The 24268-nt window shown below is 38.1% G+C and carries 22 protein-coding genes; 3 read left to right on the top strand and 19 right to left on the bottom strand.

All coding sequences use genetic code 11. The features are described 5' to 3' along the window. Positions 1-321 precede the first annotated feature (321 nt). Complete coding sequence (locus AC3WR0_RS07615; protein WP_492551739.1) at positions 322-1728, top strand: PQQ-dependent sugar dehydrogenase; 1407 nt, start codon at positions 322-324, stop codon at positions 1726-1728. A gap of 295 nt (positions 1729-2023) precedes the next feature. Here AC3WR0_RS07615 and AC3WR0_RS07610 read toward each other — a convergent pair whose 3' ends face one another. Further along, entirely contained in the window at positions 2024-2206 is a 183-nt protein-coding gene (locus AC3WR0_RS07610; RefSeq protein WP_492551738.1) for a Fur-regulated basic protein FbpA, read from the bottom strand. Positions 2207-3093: 887 nt separating this feature from the next. On the opposite strand from AC3WR0_RS07610, the gene AC3WR0_RS07605 reads away from it, so the two are divergent. Then, on the top strand, positions 3094-3423 hold the full coding sequence (locus tag AC3WR0_RS07605) for a hypothetical protein (RefSeq protein ID WP_492551737.1): 330 nt from the start codon (positions 3094-3096) through the stop codon (positions 3421-3423). 360 nt (positions 3424-3783) lie between these two features. On the opposite strand, the gene AC3WR0_RS07600 is transcribed toward AC3WR0_RS07605, so the two are convergent. The 8 genes from AC3WR0_RS07600 to AC3WR0_RS07565 all read right to left on the bottom strand — a co-directional run bounded on the left by AC3WR0_RS07600 (position 3784) and on the right by AC3WR0_RS07565 (position 11516). Further along, positions 3784-4122 (bottom strand): HepT-like ribonuclease domain-containing protein, encoded by a 339-nt coding sequence (locus AC3WR0_RS07600; RefSeq protein ID WP_492551736.1) that lies wholly within the window; start codon positions 4120-4122, stop codon positions 3784-3786. Next, entirely contained in the window at positions 4106-4411 is a 306-nt protein-coding gene (locus tag AC3WR0_RS07595) for a nucleotidyltransferase family protein (protein WP_027320847.1), read from the bottom strand. Before AC3WR0_RS07595 ends, AC3WR0_RS07600 begins: the two co-directional genes overlap by 17 nt. Positions 4412-4611: 200 nt before the next feature. Further along, a complete protein-coding gene (locus AC3WR0_RS07590; RefSeq protein WP_492551735.1) occupies positions 4612-5001 on the bottom strand; it encodes a hypothetical protein in 390 nt (129 codons plus the stop codon). 132 nt (positions 5002-5133) lie between these two features. Then, positions 5134-6063: an SEC-C metal-binding domain-containing protein gene (locus tag AC3WR0_RS07585; protein WP_492551734.1), complete on the bottom strand. Its 930-nt coding sequence runs from the start codon at positions 6061-6063 to the stop codon at positions 5134-5136. Between the two features lie 114 nt (positions 6064-6177). Then, complete coding sequence (locus tag AC3WR0_RS07580; protein ID WP_492551733.1) at positions 6178-6402, bottom strand: DUF6429 family protein; 225 nt, start codon at positions 6400-6402, stop codon at positions 6178-6180. Between the two features lie 359 nt (positions 6403-6761). Further along, positions 6762-6923, bottom strand: a complete 162-nt coding sequence (locus AC3WR0_RS07575) for a hypothetical protein (RefSeq protein ID WP_196814298.1) — start codon at positions 6921-6923, stop codon at positions 6762-6764. Between the two features lie 47 nt (positions 6924-6970). Further along, the gene (locus tag AC3WR0_RS07570) at positions 6971-7738 is read right to left on the bottom strand and encodes a hypothetical protein (protein WP_492551732.1); all 768 of its coding nucleotides are present in this window, start codon (positions 7736-7738) and stop codon (positions 6971-6973) included. Continuing rightward, positions 7731-11516 carry a DEAD/DEAH box helicase gene (locus tag AC3WR0_RS07565; protein ID WP_492551731.1) on the bottom strand — a complete coding sequence of 1262 codons (3786 nt, stop codon included), beginning with the start codon at positions 11514-11516 and terminating at the stop codon, positions 7731-7733. The genes AC3WR0_RS07570 and AC3WR0_RS07565 overlap by 8 nt, the downstream gene beginning before the upstream one ends. A gap of 350 nt (positions 11517-11866) precedes the next feature. On the opposite strand from AC3WR0_RS07565, the gene AC3WR0_RS07560 reads away from it, so the two are divergent. Beyond that, positions 11867-13186, top strand: a complete 1320-nt coding sequence (locus AC3WR0_RS07560) for a neutral/alkaline non-lysosomal ceramidase N-terminal domain-containing protein (RefSeq protein WP_492551730.1) — start codon at positions 11867-11869, stop codon at positions 13184-13186. A gap of 480 nt (positions 13187-13666) precedes the next feature. Here the strand turns inward: AC3WR0_RS07560 and AC3WR0_RS07555 are convergent, their stop codons facing one another. The 10 genes from AC3WR0_RS07555 to AC3WR0_RS07510 all read right to left on the bottom strand — a co-directional run bounded on the left by AC3WR0_RS07555 (position 13667) and on the right by AC3WR0_RS07510 (position 24052). Further along, on the bottom strand, positions 13667-15523 hold the full coding sequence (locus AC3WR0_RS07555) for a DUF2075 domain-containing protein (protein WP_492551729.1): 1857 nt from the start codon (positions 15521-15523) through the stop codon (positions 13667-13669). Between the two features lie 6 nt (positions 15524-15529). Continuing rightward, positions 15530-15832 carry a nucleotide pyrophosphohydrolase gene (locus AC3WR0_RS07550; protein WP_492551728.1) on the bottom strand — a complete coding sequence of 101 codons (303 nt, stop codon included), beginning with the start codon at positions 15830-15832 and terminating at the stop codon, positions 15530-15532. A 280-nt stretch (positions 15833-16112) separates the two neighbouring features. Continuing rightward, the gene (chbG, locus tag AC3WR0_RS07545) at positions 16113-16877 is read right to left on the bottom strand and encodes a chitin disaccharide deacetylase (RefSeq protein ID WP_492551727.1); all 765 of its coding nucleotides are present in this window, start codon (positions 16875-16877) and stop codon (positions 16113-16115) included. Between the two features lie 49 nt (positions 16878-16926). Further along, positions 16927-18243 carry a PTS cellobiose transporter subunit IIC gene (celB, locus tag AC3WR0_RS07540; RefSeq protein WP_492551726.1) on the bottom strand — a complete coding sequence of 439 codons (1317 nt, stop codon included), beginning with the start codon at positions 18241-18243 and terminating at the stop codon, positions 16927-16929. Positions 18244-19094: 851 nt separating this feature from the next. Then, positions 19095-20345, bottom strand: coding sequence for a sugar efflux transporter (locus AC3WR0_RS07535; protein WP_492551725.1), 1251 nt, complete (start codon positions 20343-20345; stop codon positions 19095-19097). 21 nt (positions 20346-20366) lie between these two features. Further along, positions 20367-20657, bottom strand: coding sequence for an HAD hydrolase family protein (locus tag AC3WR0_RS07530; protein ID WP_492551724.1), 291 nt, complete (start codon positions 20655-20657; stop codon positions 20367-20369). Between the two features lie 7 nt (positions 20658-20664). Then, the gene (locus tag AC3WR0_RS07525) at positions 20665-20937 is read right to left on the bottom strand and encodes a hypothetical protein (protein WP_492551837.1); all 273 of its coding nucleotides are present in this window, start codon (positions 20935-20937) and stop codon (positions 20665-20667) included. A 73-nt stretch (positions 20938-21010) separates the two neighbouring features. Then, positions 21011-21178: an HAD family hydrolase gene (locus AC3WR0_RS07520; RefSeq protein ID WP_492551723.1), complete on the bottom strand. Its 168-nt coding sequence runs from the start codon at positions 21176-21178 to the stop codon at positions 21011-21013. A gap of 610 nt (positions 21179-21788) precedes the next feature. Continuing rightward, positions 21789-22109 carry a PTS sugar transporter subunit IIB gene (locus tag AC3WR0_RS07515; protein WP_492551722.1) on the bottom strand — a complete coding sequence of 107 codons (321 nt, stop codon included), beginning with the start codon at positions 22107-22109 and terminating at the stop codon, positions 21789-21791. After that, positions 22106-24052 (bottom strand): BglG family transcription antiterminator, encoded by a 1947-nt coding sequence (locus tag AC3WR0_RS07510; RefSeq protein ID WP_492551721.1) that lies wholly within the window; start codon positions 24050-24052, stop codon positions 22106-22108. The genes AC3WR0_RS07515 and AC3WR0_RS07510 overlap by 4 nt, the downstream gene beginning before the upstream one ends. Positions 24053-24268: the final 216 nt, after the last annotated feature.

Genomic DNA, 24268 nt, shown 5'->3' with positions numbered 1-24268 from the left:
TTCTAATAAAAAAAACTGTTTATGCCCGTTTACATTTACTTTATTAAAGGAGATGTCCTTACATTCGAAATTTCTGACAAATACCTATAATAATGTTGCCATTGTCATGCCAAAGAAGAAAAAACCGCAAATGTGAATGAATCACAGAACGGTTATGGGGGTTATTGCGAACCATTGTTCATCGCTCTAGAAATTAGAGAAAGCCACCCTAGAACCGGCGTGACTTCTTGTATCTGGTTCCTCAGTCCTAATTGGTGCTAATGGAACACTTCCATTCATATTCTTTATGAAAGGAAACAATCAGAAGGAGTGTAAGGTTAGGTGATAAAAGTTAAGGTTAATTTGCGGCCCATTATTACTAAAATCAATTTACCCACTGTTATAAAAACAGCTGTACTTCCGGGAGACTCTATTGAAACGTTATTTGTTGCAACCCAGGTAGGAGAGATCTTTTACATAAGAAATGGCGCAGTAAGGATTTTTTTAGATATTCGGCAACGAATCTTAAAATTAGGTTCTTCCGGTGGGTATGATGAACGGGGATTGTTAGGTCTGGCGTTTCATCCTCAATTTTATTCTAACGGTCTGTTTTATCTTCATTATTCAGCAGCTGGAACACAGGGTCCAGCTGCTCTTACTGAACATTTTAAGCCTAACCCTTGTGATCCGAAGACCCTAAACCTAAAGTGGACTAATAGAGAAACTCAGTATAATCATATTGATACAGTTGAGGAATGGATTTTACAATCGAATGGCCAGCCTCAAAAACGACGGACATTAGTTAACTTAAGAAGACCATTTTTTAATCATAATGGTGTCAATAGCTTAAACTTCTCACCTGAAACAGGAAAACTTATTTTAACAACCGGGGACGGCGGAGCAGGCTATGATCCTTTTAATTTAAGCCAGGATGATATGGAGATTGCGGGTAAAATAATTGAGATTGACGTAAGTAAGAATACATCTAAAGTTGATCCACCTGTTGTCACACGTTTTAATGAACTTCCCGTACCTATTCAGGAAACACTTACCTTAATTGCCAAAGGTATTCGCAATATACCAGGCATTGCATTTCAAAGATTTTCTAATCAGTACATCAAATATGTGGGAAATGTCGGACAGGATCTGGCTGAGTCAATTTTTTCATTCGTTCAGTATAAACCAATACCGGTTACCCAGCTTACTAAAGCTCCTATGATGGAATCCGAACAAGAAGGATTTATCAACCTTGGCTGGCGAGGATGGGAAGGCGCGTTTCCTACTTCTGTTATAAATAGCTGCACTGAGAATCCGACTTTTGATGAGAAAACAATTGCTTATTACAATGAAGCAATCTCAACCTCAGTGAGGCGTCTTCCACCTCTAACTAGTTTTTTTCATAAAGATCCTCGAGCTGATAAGTTTGGAGGAACCGCCCTCACAGGAGTCCAGTCATATATGGGGAATGGAATCCCAAATTTAACGGGAAGCGTTGTGTTCACCGACCTTGCCAGGAATGAAGAACCCGGACCTCCGGTTAGAGGGGTTTTAGCTTATACCAGGGTAAGAACGGATGGTAAGCTAAATGATTTTAGTGTTATTGAAACCAATTACAATTTCGGTTCTCAATCAGTATATTTTATGAGTTTGGGAACGAATATTGATCAAACCAGATTATACTTAGGGGTTTATGGCTCTATGAGAGTTACTGACCTTAACCAAGGTACTATTTTTGAAATTGTTCCATGATTCTTCTTTAATTTTCAAATCGAGATACCCATGTTCCCTCATAGAAAAACTTGGCCTCCGCCAAGTCCTTTAGGCAAAGGCCATAGTTTTGCTTATGCGTTCAGAATTTATTAAATTTCTGATTAGCTAATAAAAAGAAGCAGGGGATTTATACCATGTCCCCTGCTTCCCAAACTATTTTTATGCCCCTGCCAAGGAATTTCATTTTAACACATTATTTTCTAACTCGCTTTTTACAAAAGACCGCAGGTGTGGAAACCACCATACAGTCTAATGTAAAGTAATCATATTTATTTTAAACCCACTGTATAGACCCATACTCACCATGCGGATGGTTTTGTAATTTAAATCTTCTATATTCATATTTTAATTTCGATAGTGTCAAATCATAAAGCTGTTGATCTTCTTTGTTATATACATTTAAAAAAATTAATTTATTGATAAGTTTTTGTCGCTTTTTTTCATTATTATCTCTCATCAGGAACACTCCTTTATTTTTACAACAACTTTTCTAGGAATACCACAACTTATAAATTTAATTCTATTATAAACCTATAATTCCTATAAGCAAAGTATGAATTTAAATAAAGAGGGCACTTTTTTCACCTCGGATTACGCGGAACCACGGACCTCTTTGCGTTAAAGGCCTTTATCTTCTGCAGTTACCGTTTATGTTTGGCACCTACCACAATTGTTACCTTTGCCCCTGCTTCAGTTGTTCTGGTGATTTCTATTGATGATTGGTCAGTCATCTCGGTTACTTTCGGTGCCGTTGGCGGTGTCTTATCCTGAACAGTTACACCAATTGCTTTACTTGCGGTTCCAGCCTGTTCTGCTGCCTCTATGAGAGAACCAAGGTACTATTTTTGAAATTGTTCTATAAAAAAAAGGATAGATGTGCTGTATCAAGATGCACACCTATCCTTTTTTTATATCAGCGTACTTATCTTCTTACTACTAGAGCTACCTGGTAGTGCTGCATTAACCTGAAATAATAGGGCTCTGTTTTATACTTCCCTCTATCTGTAATTACAGGGGGATATTTCAACCACTATATTCGTGGAATTCGTCGAATTATCAGGTATTGACGAACGTTTAAAAAAATGAAACAATCAACTCAGTTAAACTCCTCTTGCATGCGAAACTCCTCCATAATAAATACCTTCCTGAATCAAATCTACTAATTAAGAACGCGACCCATTTTACCCCCTTTCTATGGAAACTTCACGATTTTCTTCTCATAACACCCTATTAAATTCCCAATTTTTCAACCTAGAATTAAACTTACAAATAATTATTATAATGATCCATTCCACCCTGTTTGCTCTATACGCTTATTAGTTAAATTTTGAAGGAGGAACATTTATGAGCCATTATATTTGCGGATACAACAGAGCAGGAGAAGAAATTGCTTTTGCCAATTTTAGCATGGACAATTCTAACGCCTTCATACTGTATCAATTACTCGATGCTGGTCAATATTATGCCGGAGTAAGCGGATCAGGTGACAGTACAACTTTTTCATCGCAAAAAATGGAAAAGGCCTTAAACACTTACAATCAATTATTCAATCATCATGATTCTCTCAGTTCAGATCAGGAATTACCATGGGATCAGAAACAAATATTATCCTTCATACAAAATTGCTTAAAAAGTGCACTTAAAGAAGGCAGTGTAAAAGTGGCTTTTTGTTAATTTTTTCAATAAACTCCTCAACGTCTTCAAAAGTCATTTTCTCCATACTCCATTCGGCCAGGAAACAGGTATTATCCCATATCACTAACCAGCGTAGGAGCATATTTAACCAGTTTTTTTCACTTTTTGGAGTTAATTGTCTTTCTATTCCTCTGGGGCGATTAAAAAACCTCTTTTATCTTATTAAGTTTGTTAGATTACACCATACTTTCTCTAAAATAATCCTCTAATTCCTGATCAAAAAAAGCTCATTTTTTATTAGAAATATCGCTTTTAACAATAAAAAAAACTCTTCCAATATAAAATGATAGGGAAGAGATTGTTCATATATATGTACTTGAAGTTCTTCGAAAAAATTCATCAAAGTTCTTGCAGTAATTGCTCCACTTGTTTTTTTAATTCAGGAATTTTATTTTTAACAACATCCCAGACTATTCGATAATTAATGGAGAAATAACCATGTATTATCATATCCCTCATACCTGCCATCTTTCTCCATTCAATTTGAGGATTTAACTGTCTAATTTCATCAGAAATATTTTTAGTTGCTTCCCCAATAACTAAAATGTTCTTTATGACGGCATCAGAAACTAAATCGTTATCTATGAACATATCATATGATAGGCCCTCGGTGTATTTCTCAACTTTAGCAGAGGCGGCTAAAATATCCTCTAAAAATACCTTAGGCTCCCTCTGCATATTTTACACTCCTTAAAATTACAGGTTTCAATGCCGGCTTTATATCATCGATTATGACCAAATCAATCGGTTTTCGAAATCGATCTTCTAAAGTGAATTTTAACTCCATATAGTTATCAAAAGTTAATTTAGAAAGATCAAATTCTACCAACACATCAATATCACTGGTGTCCTTTTGTTCTTCCCGACTATAAGAGCCAAACAAACCAATCCGTTTTACACCGTATTTTTCTTTCCATGTATTTAAGTTTTTTGATAATTCACGAAGGATTTCTTGTTGTGATAACATAAAGATCACCACCATTTTTCTATATTGGTAAATTTATTATACCTTCTTTTTATTTATTCTCCAAAGCAGTGAGGATAAACTCCAGCTGTTTCTTTACTTTCCGGATAATTGCATAGTAAGTGATAATATAGATGCGTTCACCTTTTGAATAATATCTTTTCGGCACTTTAAGACGTCATCACCTGCCGATTAAATCTCTTTTACCTTTTCACAAAGCTTGTATACTGCTCCTGAATAAAACCTTTTAATAATTGAAGGTTTTCCTTTGAGTCAATTACTTCTAACGGTACATAAACTTCGTTGCTTTTTAGCGGGAAAGTCCTCATTACCCGAATATCAAAGTGCAAAATCCCCTGAATTTGTTGTTGAACCATTTCTCCTTTTGCGGAGTTTTTATTCCCTGGATCAACATGCAGGATTAAACACCTATACCGTTTTTCCCCATGCAAAGTTGCGAACTTCGGCCTTCCTCCCCAAAAGTTGATAGGTTTATATCCGAGAATTAGATTCTTAGGAGCAAGTGTATATTCCATTGCCCCTAATGTATTTATATATTTATGTAGATCGCTAATAAGTTGCAATTCGTTCATATATTTATCTCCTGCACAAATTATATATTGTTTAAGCTTTTAGTTCTTAAATACATTGTCGAACTGGAAACAAATCAATAACAAACATTTCACCCTGCCATTATGACAGCTAAAATGGCCTAAATGTTGGGCTCACAACGATTCCTTTAGATCTCCAAGCCTTTGCTCTATTGTTTCAATATCCATCTTATCCTTGGCAATCGCCAGAGCCTTTTCGTAAAATTCCTGTGCTTTGAGAGAATTCTTCTGAGGTCCAACAAGTAAAAAGATATCTCCCCATCCGATGTAACCCCAAGGATTATTTGGAAAATCTTGAACTAACTTCTCAAACTCTATTTCTGCTTCCGCGTATTGATTCAACATAGCAAAAGACTCTGCTATGGCACGTCGCATATTATGAATAATTAGCTGACTTTCTTTTGGAAAATACCCACAAAACTCACGACAGAAATGGATTCGCTTTGTAAAAAAGGAAGGATCGGCCAAGCCAGCATCATAAAGTTCCGCTTCTAGGTCCTGGCAAAAATTTGATAGGAAAAAGCTGCTCTCATAGTGCTTATCCAAATGATCCAGGTTTTTGAATTCAGGTTTTATTCTAACTTTAATGGCCTCCCAGACCTTTAACCAAGTCTCACATGCAGAAATAGAATCATTTTCAGCCAAATAATCAAAACCAGCGTCAATCAGGTCACTCATTTGTTCCCTGGATAATATATTTTCTGGAGCCAATCTCTCCCATAAAATCCATGCAGCAAGAAAAGGAAAGTCTTCATCTCGTCCTTTTGCTGTAATTGTGTATTTTTTGAACCAGTTTTCTGAAAGATCTAGCGCGGAGTAGAACAATTCGATATCTTTTAAAAAGGTTTCCTGTGTAAATGGAACACCCATATTTTTTAATTCCTGAATAATTTCATCAGTGCTCATTTCGTTTACTTCTTTATAAGTAAGAATTTGAAGAGCTATTTGTTTTGCGATTAATAGTTCATCTTTTCCTATGCAGCACTTTTTATATTTTTTGCCACTTCCGCAAAGACACAAATCGTTTCTTCCTATTTTCAGCATACTTCTCTCCCCTTAATCTGATTTTCCGGAACATTTCCTTTTCTAACTATAAAACTTCGATAAAAGAATCTCCTCTTATGTTTCTTGCTTTGTCTTTTACTAGACTTCATTAATTTAATATTTCTTAACTAAATCCTTAGCCTCTTTGATACCAGCTTCGGTTAAATAAACAGATTTAGATCTGGTACTTCCGCGAATTAAATCTTCATCAGTAAGTTCATTTAAGGCTTCAAAAGGATAGCCCTTCCAGCTTCTTCTCATTTCCCCTGGTAGGTCACTCTCATTCCATGATGTTAAATATAACAATAACAGAGTAAGTTCCTTAATCTTTTCCTCCACTTTTTCATCCACACCTTTATGTACATGTTAATCATAGCTTATTAGAATTATCAGTACATTTCAATAGGAAACCTTATCTTAAAAACGGTGCTTTACCTCTGCATCAAACCAAAACAAAGTAGCTGCTGAAGGAGTTTTTTTCAATGATATGTATTCGGGTTAGTCACCCTAAAGCTTTTTCTGTTTTCTTTACTATCCCAACCGGCGCTTTTTCAGTATAAGAGGATAGACTGAAGGAAGACAAACAAATAAACAAAAGAAGCAGGTAACATTTACCTGCTTCTGCTTAAAGTCTTTATACTTTTAAATGGGGGGTTTTTTTAGCTAAAAAGGAACTTACTTTATCACTGCCTTAGCTGTTACAACCCGCCACAATTTGGAGAATTGCTTTTATCTCCCTCCGCGAAATCAGTACCTTTTGCAACAGATTCAAGTCCGTACTCTGTATTGGTTATCTCAGATAACTGTTCTTTTTGAACCTTGTTTTGGACTTCCTTATGTTTTTCTGTGTTGTCTTTCATTACTTTCCTCCAGAGTTTTTTGATAGTTTTCTCGTAGAGGAATCATCTTATTCGTATGGAGGAGATTCATGCGGGCCAGATTCTTCCCGCCATTCCAAACGTTCCTTCTCATCGATTTGTTTTTCGAACGTTTCATCCCAACGCCCGAGCCATGTATTCCAGACACGAGCGTAAAAGGTATCCTGTTCTTTATTGTACAGTTGAAATTCCAGGCAAGGGATGAGTTGGTCTTTCTGCTTTTCGAAACTATTTACGGCAGCCACTACTGTATGAAAGCCGTCTTCCACTTCGCCGCTTTCCCGCTCGGTGAGAACTTGCAAGATTTTTTCTGTATCAATCGAACCCTGATTGTCTGTATACCGATAAAGAGGCAGTTCCTCATCTGGTTCCGGCAAAGGCTCCCTTAGTTCCGGCAAAATTTTATCGTGGAGCGGACTGTATGAAAGCACTGTCGACTCTTCTTCCAAGTCCTCTTCCATAACGCCCGCCGTTAGCTGTTCTTGCCCTTTTGCTGTCAGCCGATAACTCCCTTTTTCCAACCTAACAAGGTCCATCCGCTGCATTTTTTTCAATAAATCTTCAATGAACAGTTCCTCCACGAGCAGCAGTTCAGTTAAATTTGCTGCCCGCCGGATTTCAGCCTGCTCAAACGTAAACAGCATCATTTTCATGAGAATATCCATCTTCGACCGCTTTACTCGATGAAATGCCACAGAATACGTAATTACCGGCATATGCCAAATAACCGATTTGTTGATTTGGACAGCTGGATTTTTAAGCAAATCCGCACGTAATTTCTTCATTAGTTTATCCATGCAGACTCACCTCTTCAAGGGTTCGCAGTCCCTCTTGTTTCTTTACAGTTTTCAATACGTGAGTAAACATTTCTCTGGCACCCGAATGTTTCGTCCGCTCGGTAAACATCTTCGTGCTGCCAATCATCACAAGCAGCTCTCTTGCCCTCGATAACGCGACATTCAATCTGCGGTAGTCTTTGGCAAAACCGATATCATCATGTTTATTATCGTGATTGCGCACCATACTTAACAGAATCACATCCATCTCCATGCCCTGGAATCGATCGACTGTCCCCGTACGGATCGTTAAGTGGGACAAGCGCAGCTCCTGTTGCAGCATACGGTCAATCCTTTTTACTTGTTCCCCGTAAAAACTGATGACGCCAATGCTTTTTTTCTCATCGGGGGCCATTCTTCCAGCCTGCTTCGCTTCTGCTGCTGCCGCGTCCAATTCCATCAGCAATTCACCAATCCTCTTCAATTCTGCCGGATTGTAAAGGCTTTTTCCACCTTTCATTCTTTCTTCAAAAAAGGCAGCCTCGTTCGGCATATCCAACCAGAGGAGGTGATTGTTACGTTTTATAGTCGGTGATGCAAGCTTGTGGTCCCGATCCCTATCGGAGTCGGTTAAGCCGCATTGAAGCATTTCATTTTCTTGCATATAAAATGGCGTGATGGTTTCCATGATGTTTTCATGCATCCGATATTGAATGGCTAGCATCGTTTTATTGCTTTTCGGCAGATTTTTAAACAGCCGCTCAAACAGCGACTCATGTAACAGCTTCTTAAGTTCAGCTTTTCCTTCAAAGTCTTCACTTTCCTCGGCCATTGCCTGCAAGGTTTCCTCTAGCGTATCGTCTCCCAAAAGAGGCGGCAGCTGATGATGGTCGCCGACCAGGATGATTTTCTTCCCTTTCAGCATCGGCAAAAGAAGCTCCGGCGGGGTTGCCTTTGATACTTCATCAATGATGACAACATCAAAAACCGGATAGCTTTCGATGAAATCTTTACGCGCGGATGCCACACAGGTTGTCCCAATGACATTGGCATGCTTCACATAAAGCTTCCGGATTTCATTCAGGTCATGGTCGGTTGCTTCTTCCAGCAAGGACTGCCACATACCCTGGACCGACTGGAACAGCGGAAGCTTCTGCCTTTCCTGTTTCAAAGATTCCCTGGTAAAAGAAATGCTCGCCAGCTTCTTTAATACCTCTTCGTGCTCCCGTTCCGGATCTGAAGAAAGGATTTCGTTTAAAGGTGTGAGTTCAACTTCTTTTTCTTCAAGTAAACTGGAGAGTTCTACATGGCGGGCTTCGATTTGGGTTTGTTTCTGCTCTGCTTCCTGCAGCTTAAGAGCTTCTTCGTCCCGTTTTTGGCGATTCATTTTAACCCGAAGCTTGGCTTGCTCATATTGCTCCTTCTTATTCTGCAGTTCAAGCGCTTTGGCTTCTTTTTCATGAAGCAAGTCCTTTGCATTAGGGATGAATACCGCAGACTCCATCATTTGTTTTTGCTTGGTTTGCAAAAAAGTAAGCTTCGTATTCTGCTCGGCTAGCTCTTTCTGATATTTTTGCTGCATCATCTTATGTTCATCTAACATTGGCTTTAACTGCCAAAGCAATTCCTGTTTCAATTGCTGAAGTGCTTCCTGTGCCATTTTTTTATCTGTATCATTGAGCTTTAACTTTTCCGCTTTTTGCCAAATGTAATTTCTCCGGCCATATAGCCCCTTAAGAAAAGCTGCAATTCGCTGCGGATGGATGGTTGCATTTCCCTTTAATTCACTTCTCAGTTGGTCTAAAATTTGATCAATTTCAATGGCAGTCACCGCTAGAGGAGCTGTGTTTTTCAATTGCTGTAGTGACGGTCCGTACTGCTGCCCCAAAAGCTGTTCAAGATAGTGAATAGGTGGATTTAGTTTTTCATTATATTCCTTCAGCTTGTCCAGCTGATTTATTCGTTCACGAAGCATGTCCATTTTTCCGATTAAGGACTGAACCTGCAAGGACCTGGTGAAATTTTGTTCGAGCATGATCCACTTTAAGCTGTCAATTTTTTTAGCGGCTGTGATTCTTTCTTCTAAAGCTTCCTTCTGTGTCGTTGCCTCGTTCCATCTCTGGAAGTTAGCAGAAGTCTCATCTATGATATGTTTTATTTCATTAATTTCTTCTTCAAGTTCCTGAAGGGCCACACTTTCTTGTAAACGTTCAATCTCTTGTTGGATGTCTTCCAGCTCTTTTTGAATGAAGTCACTATCCGGTTCCTCAGCCAGAAACGTTTCGTCTTTTTCGATGGTGTCATTCAACAATCGTAGCGACTGTTCAATCTTGTGCAAATGCTCCTGAACAGTTTGCCTCTCCTGTTTAGCAGCCTGAATGTCTTTTTGAAGCTTTTCAATAATGGACTGGAATTCGTCATATTGCTTCTGGGCATTTTTTTTTGCTTCGAGCTCTGCCTCTACTTGTACAAGCTCTTGCTGGAGCCGTTCATGTTCCTGTTCATTCGTTGCCCATTCCGCTTCCAGTTCCGGTTCCCGTTGTTTTCGGGCATTGTATTGACCGGAAACTTCCTGCAACGTATGGTCTTTCCAGTACTGTCCGACATTTTCCTCTATGAACTTTTTGCCTTCTTCTTCAATGCTTTCCGTACGACCGACCCGTAGAATTCGGATATCCTTGTTCGCCAGCAATCGACCGAGGGCATTGTCGACGGCCAAATTCGACTGCGAAGCAACTAGAGTGCGCAGTCCTGCCTTTGCATTTTGCAGGCAGATCTCCGAAATAACGGTTGTCTTTCCAGTTCCGGGCGGCCCTTGAATGACGTATAAGTCTTCAGCAGACATAGCACCTGTGACCGCTGCCCGCTGGAACTCGTTCAATCGATTGTTAAACTGCAGGTTCGCCTGCTTTTTCACCTCTTTGACCGGGGGCTTATTTTCAAACAAAAGGCGCTCCAGTTCAGGATTCGCGGCCAACCCGTTCTCCAATTGCTTAAACCCTTGTCGAAGCCTTTTCACCTGGCTTAAGGTGGCAAAATTGCTGAAGATGACTTCCCGGGGATGAGCATCAAGCCGCTGCCTACGGGCCTGTTCCTCCATATAACCGTGCAATTCCACCTCAACCGTGGAAGCCGAACGATTCGCTTTCAGGACTTTGCCGATATCCTTGTCCATTCCCTTTAGCTTCACACTCATATCCTTGAGGGACTTCCATTCCTGTTCCTTCATCTGGCAGCCGGTTATTTTCACCCGGCTAAAATCATCATTGAAGATAAGCGAAGAATAGCGGCAGGTTATATCAGGAATATCTGCGGATTGCTCCTGAATTTTAAGGTAGCCTTCCCAACTGGAAATCCGCTTTTTCACATACATGGAACTTTCCTGTGCAGCCGGCATGTTATGAATCAAGTTCAGCAAATCAAATGGTAAAGGGGCGCTGCCCTGAACATTCAAGTCAAAGGTGAAATCTGCCGGCTCACGCCAATTCGAAGCCAATGGTATATGCACTGGCCTCGTCGTCACATTCGTCACAACAAACCGATCCTGCTTCACCAAACAATGCAGAACGACAACAAACCGATCGAGCTTGTTCGCCAGCTTTTCATTTCTCTCCATGTCAAAAAACAAGGCAGCCGAAACAAGACCATCTCCAGATTGCGGATACTTTTCTATATAAACATGATACGATTTCTCCAATAAAAAAAACGATCGCTCATCCAATCCAAGCTCTCGCATTTTATCCTTTGCCTTATTGGTCAAGGTAATTGGACAACGATATATATTTTTTGTCTTTATCATATGTCCACCTGCTTTTTAATGACGATAAAACGTTTGATGGGGATTTTCATCTAAAAATAGTTTAATAGTTAGGTTATTATAGCATAGAATTAGCAAAAAAAAATTAAGAGCTCGTACCCTATTTGTGGAAAAGCCAGGGAAAATCATGCTCTTTTGGTTCATTGTAATTGAGAAATTCGGCAGCCATCTGGGCCATGGACAGTTGTATAAACCCGTCGTAGTACCCGAATATATCATCTTCATTGCCTTGCATTAATTTAATTGTCGAAATTTTTAGAGTTAAAAACATAGAATTATCTTCTTTCGTCCTCCAAAATAAAAATGTAGTCTAAATTCAGGAGGAGCTGTTATTGTTGTATGTTAAAAGTGTAAGGAAAAGCAATCTGTACATAGTCTTAATCCTAACTTTGGTTTTATCTTTTTCCTTTATGGTCCCCGCAACTGGTTTTGCGGAAGGAGGAAATGCTGCTTCCTACTACGCCGGGGTCGCTAAGACAGACCTGTCCCCCACACAATTACAACTGGCTAGTAAAAAACTTTATATGGGTGGTTATGGTAGCTATAAAACTCGTGGACCAGCAGAAGGTATTTCAGAGGATCGTATTTATGCCCGTGCTCTTGCACTGACATCTGGGAAGGAGTCACTTGTCTTTTTAACAATAGATACAACGGTTATTGGAAATGATATTCTTAAAGCCATCCGGAAAGGAGCGGCTAAGGATACAGGCCTTCCGGAAGATCACATTATTATTAGTGCCACCCATACCCACGCTGGACCAGATCTCAATGGGCTTTGGGGTGGAGTTCCAGCGGATTATAAGCAATATTTCATTACAGAATCGATCAGGGCAATCACTGAATCTACCAGTCATATGCAGCATGTTACACTTAAAACCGGTTCAACAGAAGTCCCTCAACAACTAGTTAAGAATCGAAGAGGTTTGGGCTACACGGACCAGGAATTAGGCATCCTGCAAGTCCAAACAGGTTCAAGTACCATCGCAACCTTAGTCAACTTTGCAGTCCATCCTGTCGTATTGCGTGATGATAACAAGCTGCTTTCCTCCGATTTCGTTGGCTCATTTGAAAAGGAGATTGAATCCGAATTTGGGGGCACTGCCATGTTTATCAATGGCGCCCAGGGAGATGTTGAACCGAATGTAGACCAAAAGATCCCTGTTACCGAACAGTATGCCTTAGCAAAGGATTATGGCAAAACACTCTCCTACTATGTTTCACTGGCCGCAGGCAATAGTAAAACTGTTTCCCAAGGAATCTACTATAACACGCAGAGTGTAGCGCTCCCAGTACAAAATCCTGCCTTTATCGGTGCAAATCAATTGGGTTTATTTAATGGCTATGCCTCCATGAGACAGGAAGGAACTCAATATTTTTTTGATAGCAAAATTTCCCGGATTACTCTTGGAAAAGGCTCCAATTCAGTTGAAATGGTTACCCTCCCTGGAGAAGCCCTAACCAATTTGGGATTAAGCATTCGCGAACTGATGCCGGGCAAGCATAAAATGCTCCTGGGATTAACTCATGATACACTAGGCTACCTGATTCCAGAATCAGAATGGACTCTGACCGGCTATGAAGAACAAGTTTCCTTAGGAAAAAAGACTGGGGATATAGTAAAAGAAACGATTAAAGGTTTATATAAGGAATAATAAGAAAAATAAAGGACAGAGCCTTGAGGTTACTTTATTAATTAACAATAAGCCATCTGTTTTCACAACAGATGGCGCTTTCTCTTTTTAGCGGGTTCCAATCACTCAGTTACCTCTAAAGTACCTCTTTCCTCAAACTTTCCACTCCATATCGAAAACTCCTTTACATATACAGACGTGAAGACTTCGATGTCATTATGGTAGTGCTTCAGCACCGGAAGCTGGCTTCCCCTCCACCATAAAGCAGGAAGAATTCTTCACTTAGAGAAGAGTACGATCTAAAAATTCTATTATAAATAGAAAAAGTAGTTAATTTCATTTATAACTATAACAACATGCGTCTACCTATTTCAGATAGGGTTTAAATAAAATAGATATATAATAACAGATTTCTGTTTTCCCAAAACATAAGATTACATTTTTTCTTTGCTTTTGCTATTCCGAGATTATTTAGTATTAAAGGTATTTTTAACATAATATCTATTTTAAATTACTGTGGGTTTTAATGTAGTTTTCCAGCTCTTTATCACAACAATAAACATAACAGCCCTTCATGCCTCTGGTCATCAATGTTTTATATGTGTTCCGTACAAGATCTTCAAGAGGATCTGCCTGTCCCTTTTTAGGTTTTGCCGGTTTAGCACCTTTATCTTTAAACTCATCTCTTCTCACAATAATCTTCTTATTCTCCGGTTCATATCCAAGATCCTTACCGATAATCACACCTACATATTCCATTTCCAATCCTTGAACTGTATGGATGCATCCGATTTGGTAAGCACATTCCGGATGGATAGCCCAATCAATTCTGTTAGGATCATTCCAAGGCATTGCGAAATTATGTTCCTCAATAACAACATCATCAAATAACTTTCCACCAATAACTTCTTTGGTCCAATCCCAGGCATAGCCTGCTAATAACCGGCCTCCGCGTTTATCCACAATTTCTTCTTTTAATTCCTGTGGACTTTTTACAACTCTAAAGTCAAAATCCCCTTCTAGTTTGATATCTTCTTTTTGCACATTATTTAGCATGTTATCAAGCCAAGAGATATAATTACCCGAACCGGAGCAACGGTATTGTGATTCCAATTCCACAGTATGAATATTTGCTCCAAGTCTAGCAGCCTCTTTTTCAACTTCTGCAACACTGCCTATATCCTTTTTTGAAATCTTTTGAAGATCATCTATAAAAAATACACTTATCCTGGATGAGCGAATAATTTGTGTAACTTGATTTTCTCCCTCTATTTTCTTTTTCATATGCCCATGCTCTTTCAGACGATGAGCTTCATCACAAATAAGAACATCGAAGTAATTTTCTGGTGTTTGTACATAGGAGGCAGAACCCTTAAATAAATCTCTCACTTCTACATGGCCAGATGAGCCTACAAGCTTTTTACGAAGCACTTCCCGAAAAGCCTGATTAGGAGTTATATACTCCACGTAAGCTTTAGAGTTCAGCATATAGCTCATTAAATTTAAACCGATAACCGATTTACCAGTACCCGGGCCACCTTTAATAATAATTACCTGCTTTTGGTCTGTCTCTGTTTTCAAATTGTTATACAAGCTAACAACCTTTTCGTAGGCAACTTTCTGTTCATCAAGCAGCACAAACTCTTCGTTTCCTGCAATCAATGAATTTACGGTTTCAACTAATTTTATGGAAGGCCGAATTTTACCATGCTCAATTGTTTCCGCGATTTCTTTTCCATTCCCCTTTGAAACTAATTGGCGGATATTTTTAGCTAAATCTCTGTCATTAAACTGAAAGTATACTGGAGACTCTTCAATATACTTACTATACCGTGTATCCAGTAGTGGCTCGCTAGCACTAGCCATGATGTAGTTATGTAAAAAAGCACAAGAGTGAAGATTGATGGATGTGTCATTATATAGTGACTCATTAAAATTCTGCAAAAATCTCTTATATGACGATGCTTGGTAGGAAGGATGTACGGTTTCTCTTTCTCTTCCACCTAAAAATGTCCGGACTATGCCATCACCTTCAGCAAGCTTCGCCTTGTCCCACTGCTTAAGTTCAATTATCATTGCATTTTTTGAACCTTGTTCATCCTGGCCAGTAATCAAGAAGTCAATCCTTTTTTCAGTGGAAGGCAGCTTATATTCTAATAAAACATGAGTACCATCTTTTAAATCGGCATCCCGAAGTACTTTAGCCATTTGAGGAAGCGATCTTTCCCACGACCTCAACTCACTTGGGGAGACAATTTTATTCATTTTATTAAAAACCTTTTCCTTAAGAACATAGCCAATTTTATTTTCATAAATATGATTTAAAAAAGCAGACGAAGTTTCGTTGTAAATAATCAAGCCAGCCTACCTCCCATCGTTCACTGGATATTTCTCTGCATTTTTAAGCATTTTCCTAGAAACTTCATCTTCTAAATCAAAACCCATTTTATCGGCAAGCTGTATTAGATAAATTAAAATATCTGCTGCTTCTTCTTTAATATTTTCTCTTGATTTTGCTACTGCTTCTTCACTTGTTTTCCATTGAAAGTTTTCAAGCAATTCAATCGCTTCTAATGATATGGAAATAGCTAAATCTTTTTCCTGATGATATTGTTTCCAATCTCTTTCATCACGGAAAGCTAACACTTCATGAATTATTTCTTTCATTTTTGTACTCCTAATTTTGATCGACTAATTTCGATAATTAATTTTACCTTATTTTAACACTTTAGCTAATAATATTGCTTATCTATGCGACAATTTTCCATTGGTGGTCTTCTGTACTGAAAGCTATCAAATCTGGCTTAAAATCTTTTGGATTTACTCTAGGTATTTTATCTAACTTTACTTGTTGTTTTTGCTATAATCCAGTTGATAATTTGCTTATTTTATCGCTTTGAAGTTACTTGGCTGTAGTTTATAAAAAAAGAGCCTTAGAGGCTCTTTTTTAATTTGAAAGGTTTGCTATTTCCAATTGTTTGTAAGAAATCAATTTTATATTTAATTTTTTTACAAATTCCTTAATATTTTCAGATGTTAAGAGTTCTAATTCTTGAATACGATGTTGAACGTATGAACTTTGGCGAATAAGAGTTTCATCAATATAACCTGGATGACAATTAATTTCAACCGTTTGTTCTTTCTCTACTACCTTTAATAACTGTTTTTCTAACGTTTTGATACTTACACCATCTCCATAAAATTCTCTTAGCATCAAATTTGTTCTTAATACTTGCCCATAAAACGCATCAATCTTAGAATCATTACTCGCTCTTCTTAATGGCAATCCATATTTATCAGCTAGCCTTATGGCAATAGGGAGTGCAAGCTCATTGCCATGTACATTATGATGGCTATCTAAATGTGTGGGTGATAAACCTGTTGAATAGAACTTTTCAATTTGTGCAGTAAACTCTTTTTCTATATCTTCCACAGTAGCATAGGAAAAAATTTTACTTTGGTGATGAAAGTTGCCATTTTCTTGTACTAAACTAAAGACATCCTTGCATAAGGGCTTTCCACAGGTTAAAACAAGATGGATACCTACACCTAATTCAGGATTTTGTTTTGCCAACTCAACAGCGAGGTCTATATGCGGCGAGTTACACATCATTGTAGTTGAAGTTACAATTCCATTTTTAAAAGCATCCAAAATTCCATACGTTACAGCTCGCGTATAACCAAAATCATCTGCATTTACAATAAGTTTCATCAAACGTTCTCCCCTATTTCCAGTATGGATTAATTTTTTAGTCTGGTACTCACAAATTTAGGGTATGATTATCATTCGCTATAACATTTGGATCTTCAGTCGTAACCTTAGTTGCTTGTCTATCAAGAATTTTTACAAAAGGAAGGTAAATTAATATACCAACGATGATGTTTACTAACTGCAAAATAGAACCGGCTATAGATCCACCTGTAGCTAGATAGCCGCCTATAAGTGGTGGTGTTGTCCACGGTACTAAGGCCACAACTTTTGGAACTAGACCTGCAGCAGTTGCAAGGTATGCGATTGTAACATTTACCATAGGCACAAGAATAAATGGTATAAACAGAACTGGATTTAATACAATCGGCAAACCGAAAATGAGTGGCTCATTGATATTAAATAGAGCAGCTGGAGCAGCCATTTTTCCGAGACTTTTATACTGTTTACTTTTTGAAATAATAAAGAGAGCAATTAAGAGGGTTATGCCCGTTCCTGTACCTCCCATCGCAACATAAACATCCATAAAGGTGGTTGAAATGATATTCGGCACATCCATTGCTGATACGCCTTCTTGAAACTGCTTAATATTTTCTTGTAATGGTGGTAAATACATCGTATCAATAATCGGCCCCAAAATATTGGACCCATGGAGTCCAAAAAACCATAAAAAAGATTTAGCAAATTCTACAATTAGTACAGCAACCAACGTATTGGATAAATGTTGAAATGGCTTTTGTATGGTAGTATAAATAATTTCATGTAGACTTTTACCAATTACATCTATAAACACAACTTGTACTAAACCAAAAAATATTAATACTATAATTCCAGGAATTAATGCAGCAAAAGACCTTGCAACAGCGGGTGGCACCCCTTCGGGCATCTTAATGGTTAATTTCATCTGAACAAGTTTTCTAAAGCTCTCAGTAGCAATAAGCGTTACAATTAACACTACAAATAAACCTTTAGCACCTAACCAATTAAGTGATAATCCACCATCCTTTGTAAGGGGGGTGACCACTATAACAGAGCTAAACGCAACAAGGGCAGCTGCAAGCGGGTCCACATTATAAGACCGGGCCAAGCTGTAACTAACCCCTACACATACCAATATTGCCATAACAGCAAAAGTACCATTCCAAATGAAATCACCAACATCTGTCCATTTTGAACCAAATACATTGGCCATAAAGTGCTGAAAAAAAGGAATTGGCAAATTATTAATCAATACTGCAAAAGAACCAACTAAGATTAACGGTAAAATAACTGAGAAACCATCACGAATTGCTACAAGATGTCTTTGTGATCCCAATTTTCCAGCAATAGGAAGAAAATATTTTTCGAAAAACCCGAAAATTTTATCCATCTAGCCATCCCCTTTTTTTCCTTTTGTAAATAGTGCCGATGAAAAAACGAATAATTACGTTTTTTTAATACAAAGTTAGATAGATTCTTAGTTATTATTCGTTTTTTTCTCCCTCCCCATTTTTAACCAAAGACTATTAAACTTTACCATCTGAAATGCAATTCTTATTTTTGTTGTAACAATAGATGTATATTAATTATAATTACAAATTATATTTTTGAAAAGTAAAAATATTAAAAATAGTAATAACTTTCTGATAGTTGTTACTACTAATTTTTGTCGATTCAGTATTGCTGGTTGAAAACAACTTCAAAATATAAGCGAGTTACCTATGTTTTTTACATGGTCCTTTATTCAATTAAACTGGCCAATTAGTTAAAGAAAGGTACTTCCTTAATTTTAAAACTATCTAGCTAAATTTATGTGCGGTTTACTGATTTGTATGAAATGCTAATTTAGTATTTACAAATATAATTACGTAAGAATGTAAAATTAGATGTAACAACACAAATTGTAATAAAAAGTGTTACAGACTTACCAAAACTAAAATGGCACTTTTTGTACTTGCCCATAAAAAAAGACCAGTACCACCTAGTCTGTGACCAAATGAAATTCTATAGGATTTTTTATATTAATGGGTTGTCGGGACTGCGTGGGATTCGAACCCACCTGACCTGGCACGCAGTTCACAAGTGGTTTTGAAGTTTGCTAACATCTGTTTTTCTAGTATCGTAATGTACCTTGAATTATTGATATATCAAGGTTTTTTACTTTCTAATGTTGTCTTGTGATCTATAACTTTAATAATTTGTACAAAAAAAAGGGATTGCATCACTGCAATCCCTTTTAATTTAACTTGAGGCTTTTGTTGGAATACTATTTGGAACTTCCTGTTTCTCTTTTGCCAACAGAAATTGACATAAGACCCCTATTCCAGCCATAACCGTGTATACCGTGATCACACTTCTATAGTTGATTGCTTCGGAGATGAAACCGAACATCAAATAACCGATCGTCGAACCGATTTGAGTAGTATTCATGTAAAGAGTAGTGGCCATTCCTGGGGCTTCCGGTATTAAATCTTGAAAAAATGAAATTGCAATTCCTGCTGTAACAGAGATTTGGGCTGCACTTAAAATCTGCAATGGCAGGATTTGCCACGGTTCTTTAACAAAGCCAATCATGGAAAAGTATATAAAGGCGATTGAAAAAGCGATTCGAATCAGAATCGCATTATTTATTTTTGTGGCCAGTATCCCTACGATTACCATAAACGGGACTTCAAAAATAGGAGGAACACTGAAGACCAGACCCACATCCAATTCGGACCCATGCAATGCTTTCGTCACAAATTGCGGAATGTTCAGCATATGGATGGATGTCGCCGCTGACAGCATAAATGCCGCCGCTAGATAACCAGAAATATATGGTCTTTTTATATATGTTTTTACCATTGGCGGTTTGTCAGCCGAAACTTTCTGGATGGAAATATCTTTTAATAGAAAAATAATCGTCACTAAAGCCAGTAAATAACCAGCGGCTACAAATAAGAATAAACCCGTAAAACCAGTTTTCATCAGCAGCACTGATCCGATTGCCGGGCCAGCTGTCCAGGAAAGAGCAAAGAACATTCGAAACACATTCATAATAAGCGGAGCTTCTTCATTCGGAATATTGGCAGATTTGAGGGCATCCCGTGCATATGCCCATAATTGCGGGATTGTCCCGGCGCTAGCCCCCAATATAAAGAAGCCTGTTAACGACAATGCGTAATAATTTCTTAAGAATGCATAAAGAGAATAGCCTATAACGCCTGCAGCGGAAGTTAAAATTAACAGCCTTTTTCGGCTTGTATTTGTATCGGATAACCTGGCCAGATAACTACTGATAAATACCGCGCCCAAGGCCGTTATGGTCATAAATATTCCAAACTCAATATTGCTCATTTTTGCTTCATCAATCCCGAAGATAGATGAAAAGGGAAGAAAAAATGATGACGAGAGCCCGAATATAAAGTTAATTAGAAAAAGGCTTGGAAATGAAGGGATTTTCCAAATAAATAATGCCCTTTCCTTCACCTTACTAAAAAATGTCTGTTTCATTTTTATATCAGTCCATTCTGTTCACAACAGATATTTTTGTATAATCCAAGCTACCCCATTGTCATCATTTGATAAAATAATTTCATTTGCAATCTGTTTAACCTGCTCCGGTGCATTTCCCATAGCTACTCCAAGCCCTGCATATTGGATCATATCTATAACGTTGAAGTTGTCTCCAATTGCGATGATGTCGCTTTTTTGTATATGAAAACTTTCCAATAAAAATTGTATCGCCGACGTTTTGGTAACAGCATGATGCATAATTTCCAGGTATTCAGGCTTAGAACGAAAAAGGTGAGGTATTCGCGGCAAGTATTCTTTAAAGTGAATTCCAGACTTTCAATTTCATCAGCATTTCCATACATAGTACCTTGTTGGCCCCATTATTTGTATGCCCCGGCTGATGAAATAATGTTTGAAAATTTTTGATTACAGGACTTGTTTTCGCAGTATCCTTCTCTTGTAAGGCCCAATCATCCAAGTCTTCAACAAACCACTCATCATCTTTATAGAAGCCAATATGAACCTTTCTCTTTTTGGTTAGTTGGTAAATATTTTCAATTTGTTGCAATGATAACCTTTTATTAAAAATAGGCTGATATGAACCATCATTAGCAAATCAATTACTAAAGCCCCGCTGTAACAAGTAATCGGAGTTTTTAGCCCTAGCTCTTTGTAGAGGAAAGTAATACCTTGGGCATTCGCGCAGATACTAAGACAACAGGAAAGTCTTTAGGAAGGGATTGGATGGAGTGTTTTGTTTCTGCAGAAATTTTATGATTGGAATCAAGAAGCGTTCCATCTATATCAAAAATAAGCATCTTAAAAGCCATGTACTCTCCTCCTAACTGGTCATCTGATTTCCTAAATAGGAGTGGAACTACAAAGCGTTCTAAATATACTGTAATGTAAAAGAGTATTGATTTACACTCATCCTTTTTCCTTTGAACAAAGGAAATCATTGATGCACGCAAAAAAACAGGATCTATGATTAACTAACAGGTTTACTTTTGAGGTACGAAACGGTAAATTACAAACCTAATCACAAACAAGTCACATAAATTTCACAACACTATTCACAGTATATTGCACAGTCAAAAAGGCTAAGAGATGCGAATATCTCTGAGCCTTTTTTTAATTCCTTTTTTCACTAAAGCACCAGTAAGTTGTCAAGTTCACTATCCACTAAGGGGAGTTTAATAAATAAGGGAACAAATTTCTCTTAATTAGGAAATCGCACTGAAAATTGACTAAATAGAAGGAGAAATTCCGACTATTGACTCGAAAAACGTAAAAATGGGTAACTTTACTTTGTTTAATCGAAAAACTTTAATATTCGCCAAAATGTTGATAAATCATTAAAAAAACGCACTGTTAATTCATCAAGTGCGTTTTGCTATATGTTTTATAATGTTTGCACCTCACAAGTAAACCCGTTAGGCATTAACTGATCCTGTTTTTTTCGTTGTATAGTTTTTCGGCTCTTCTCAACACGACTGCCCCATTAAAGGTCCCATAGTGCGCCATTTCAATGACGGCAACGGGTATCCCCTTTTGTTCACCTAGCTGCTTAAATTCCTGATATAAATAGCGGACATGCGGGCCGAGAAGCAGCACATCCGCCTGGTCAATTTCCCTGCTGACCGCTTCAATCGGAATGGCCCAGATCCGATAATCAAGGTGCTGCTGTAATGCACTTTTCTTCATTTTGGAAACTAATAGGCTCGTCGACATTCCTGCGCTGCAGCATAATAAAATATTCATCCTATTCCTCCAGGACCCGAGTCAAGATTCTTATATTTACTAGAGAAAATGGTCTCAAACTCTTTATAGGTCTTGCATTTTATTAACTGCTGTACGACTTGACTATCATCGATGAGTTCAATTAAATACTCATACATATTTTGCAAGTCACTCCCGCTATTCTTCTCCACACTTAGCAGGCAAATGAATTGAACTCTTTTCCCGCCCCATGCAATCGCCTTTTTCAAGGTGCAAATCACCCAAAAGGTGGTCGCCGTCTGCGGTGTCATAGGATGTGGGATCGCTACAAAATTCCCATAGCTTGTGGGTGATAGTTTTTCTCTTGCCAGAACACTCTCTAAAAAGTTCTCATCCACCAGCTTCAATGATTGCAGCTGTTTACCTAAAAAGCCCAGAACCTCCTCCATTGTTTCAAGATTCTGTCCAAGGAACACCAACTCTTCCTTTATAAAAGGGATGTTTGGCCGTGTCAAAATGGTCTCGATTTTTTCAAGATCCCCGCCGCCTAGAATCGTATGAACTTGAATAACAGGGACCTGCAGATGAATCGGAATTTGAATCGTACTTATGACGAAATCAATGGTGTGTAAAGAAATTTGATTTAGTTTGTAATAATCCGTTGTCCCCACGATTTCAATCTTATCCCCGAATTTTGAGCGGATTTTTGAAGCTAATAACCGCGCACTTCCCACTCCTGAAGCACAAACGATCAGACACCTTTTTGCTTTTTCGGCGCTTTTGGCATTTTCAATGGCAGCTCCAAAGTGTAATGCCAAATACCCCATTTCATTTTCGTTTATTTCTACTTGCAGTTCCTGTTTGAGAACGGTACCGGCAATCACAGCCGCTTGAAAGGCAATCGGATAACTGGATTTAATATCCTCAAGGAGGGGATTCGGCAAATTGATTCCAAAATGAAACCGATGAATGGCCGGCTTCAGATGCATGCTGATTGCTACATACAATTCCTTGTCGTCTTTAATCCCCAGGTGAAGTTCGTCGTCAATGACTGTTATGATTTTCTTTACAACTTTATTAATCTGTATATTATTTAAATTTTCATATAAATTCTTCTCAGTCATCATCTTTGTCCCAAGCAGGTGGATAGTAATATAAGCTACCTCCTGCTCAGGGAAGCGAACATTTAATTTTGTTTCGAGTTCTTGTACTATTTTTTCCGCCACTTGATGTTGCTTCTCTTCTTTGAGTTCGAGTAAATCATCATACAAGGACACATATTTTCCACTTTTGATTCGGTTATAAGCGATGGAGATATGAATGATCAGATTGTTCAAGCCAATATCTGATAAGCTGATCTCATTAGCCGTAAGTTGGTTGACGATCACGTTTCGAATAAAAGTCAAATCTTCCTTATAATTTATCGGCAGATCCGTTTCGGTTAGTTCCATTTCATGATTAAATTTTTCAAACAGATGGTCAGAAATGCACATACGCAGCTTAAACTCGTCACCAATGACTTTAAGGCCAAAGTTAGGGCGTTTTTCCAGCGTAATTCCATATCGGAGAAAAATATTTTTTACCAGCTTTAAATCGTTTTGCAACGTCGATCTGCTGATAAATAATTCATCGGCAATTGAATCCAGTTTGCAATAGTCTTTAGCTAGCAGCAGCCGCCTCATGATATAGCGGATGCGCTCCTCCGGCAGGCTCGGAATCTCATCATATTTCCCTTTCTCTTGCTCGACAATTCCCTTCAACAGCTGATGAAAAGCATGTTCGTCATATATTTCAAGCTGGTACCCCGTTCCTCTTATCGATTTAATCGAGGCTCCGTAATCTTCGGCAACCGTTTCCAGCTCTTTAATATCACTTCTGATGGTCCTTGACGTAACCGTAAGTACTTGCGCTAAATACTCACTCGTTACAAATGTATCCGCTTTCATTAATTCTCGTAAAATAGAAGTCTTCCGAGGATTAAGCATGTCTATCCTCCCTTCATGATGAAAAATACTAGTTTCTCCATATAATACTAACACATTTCACTCCTTCTTGAAATGTCACCTGTTGTCGTAATTTTCTGCAAAATCGAAATAATCATTTCCTTTGGGCAACGGAAAAAGAATAAGTATAAATGAAAGCGCTTCAATAGTAGAATTCAAATTACAAGAGATGGCAAACCTAGTTTGCTAACACAATTA

This window comes from Neobacillus sp. FW104-15D2 (assembly GCF_058790155.1).
The sequence above is the reverse complement of the archived record's forward strand: the minus strand, read 5'-3'. Positions and strand labels throughout refer to the sequence as shown.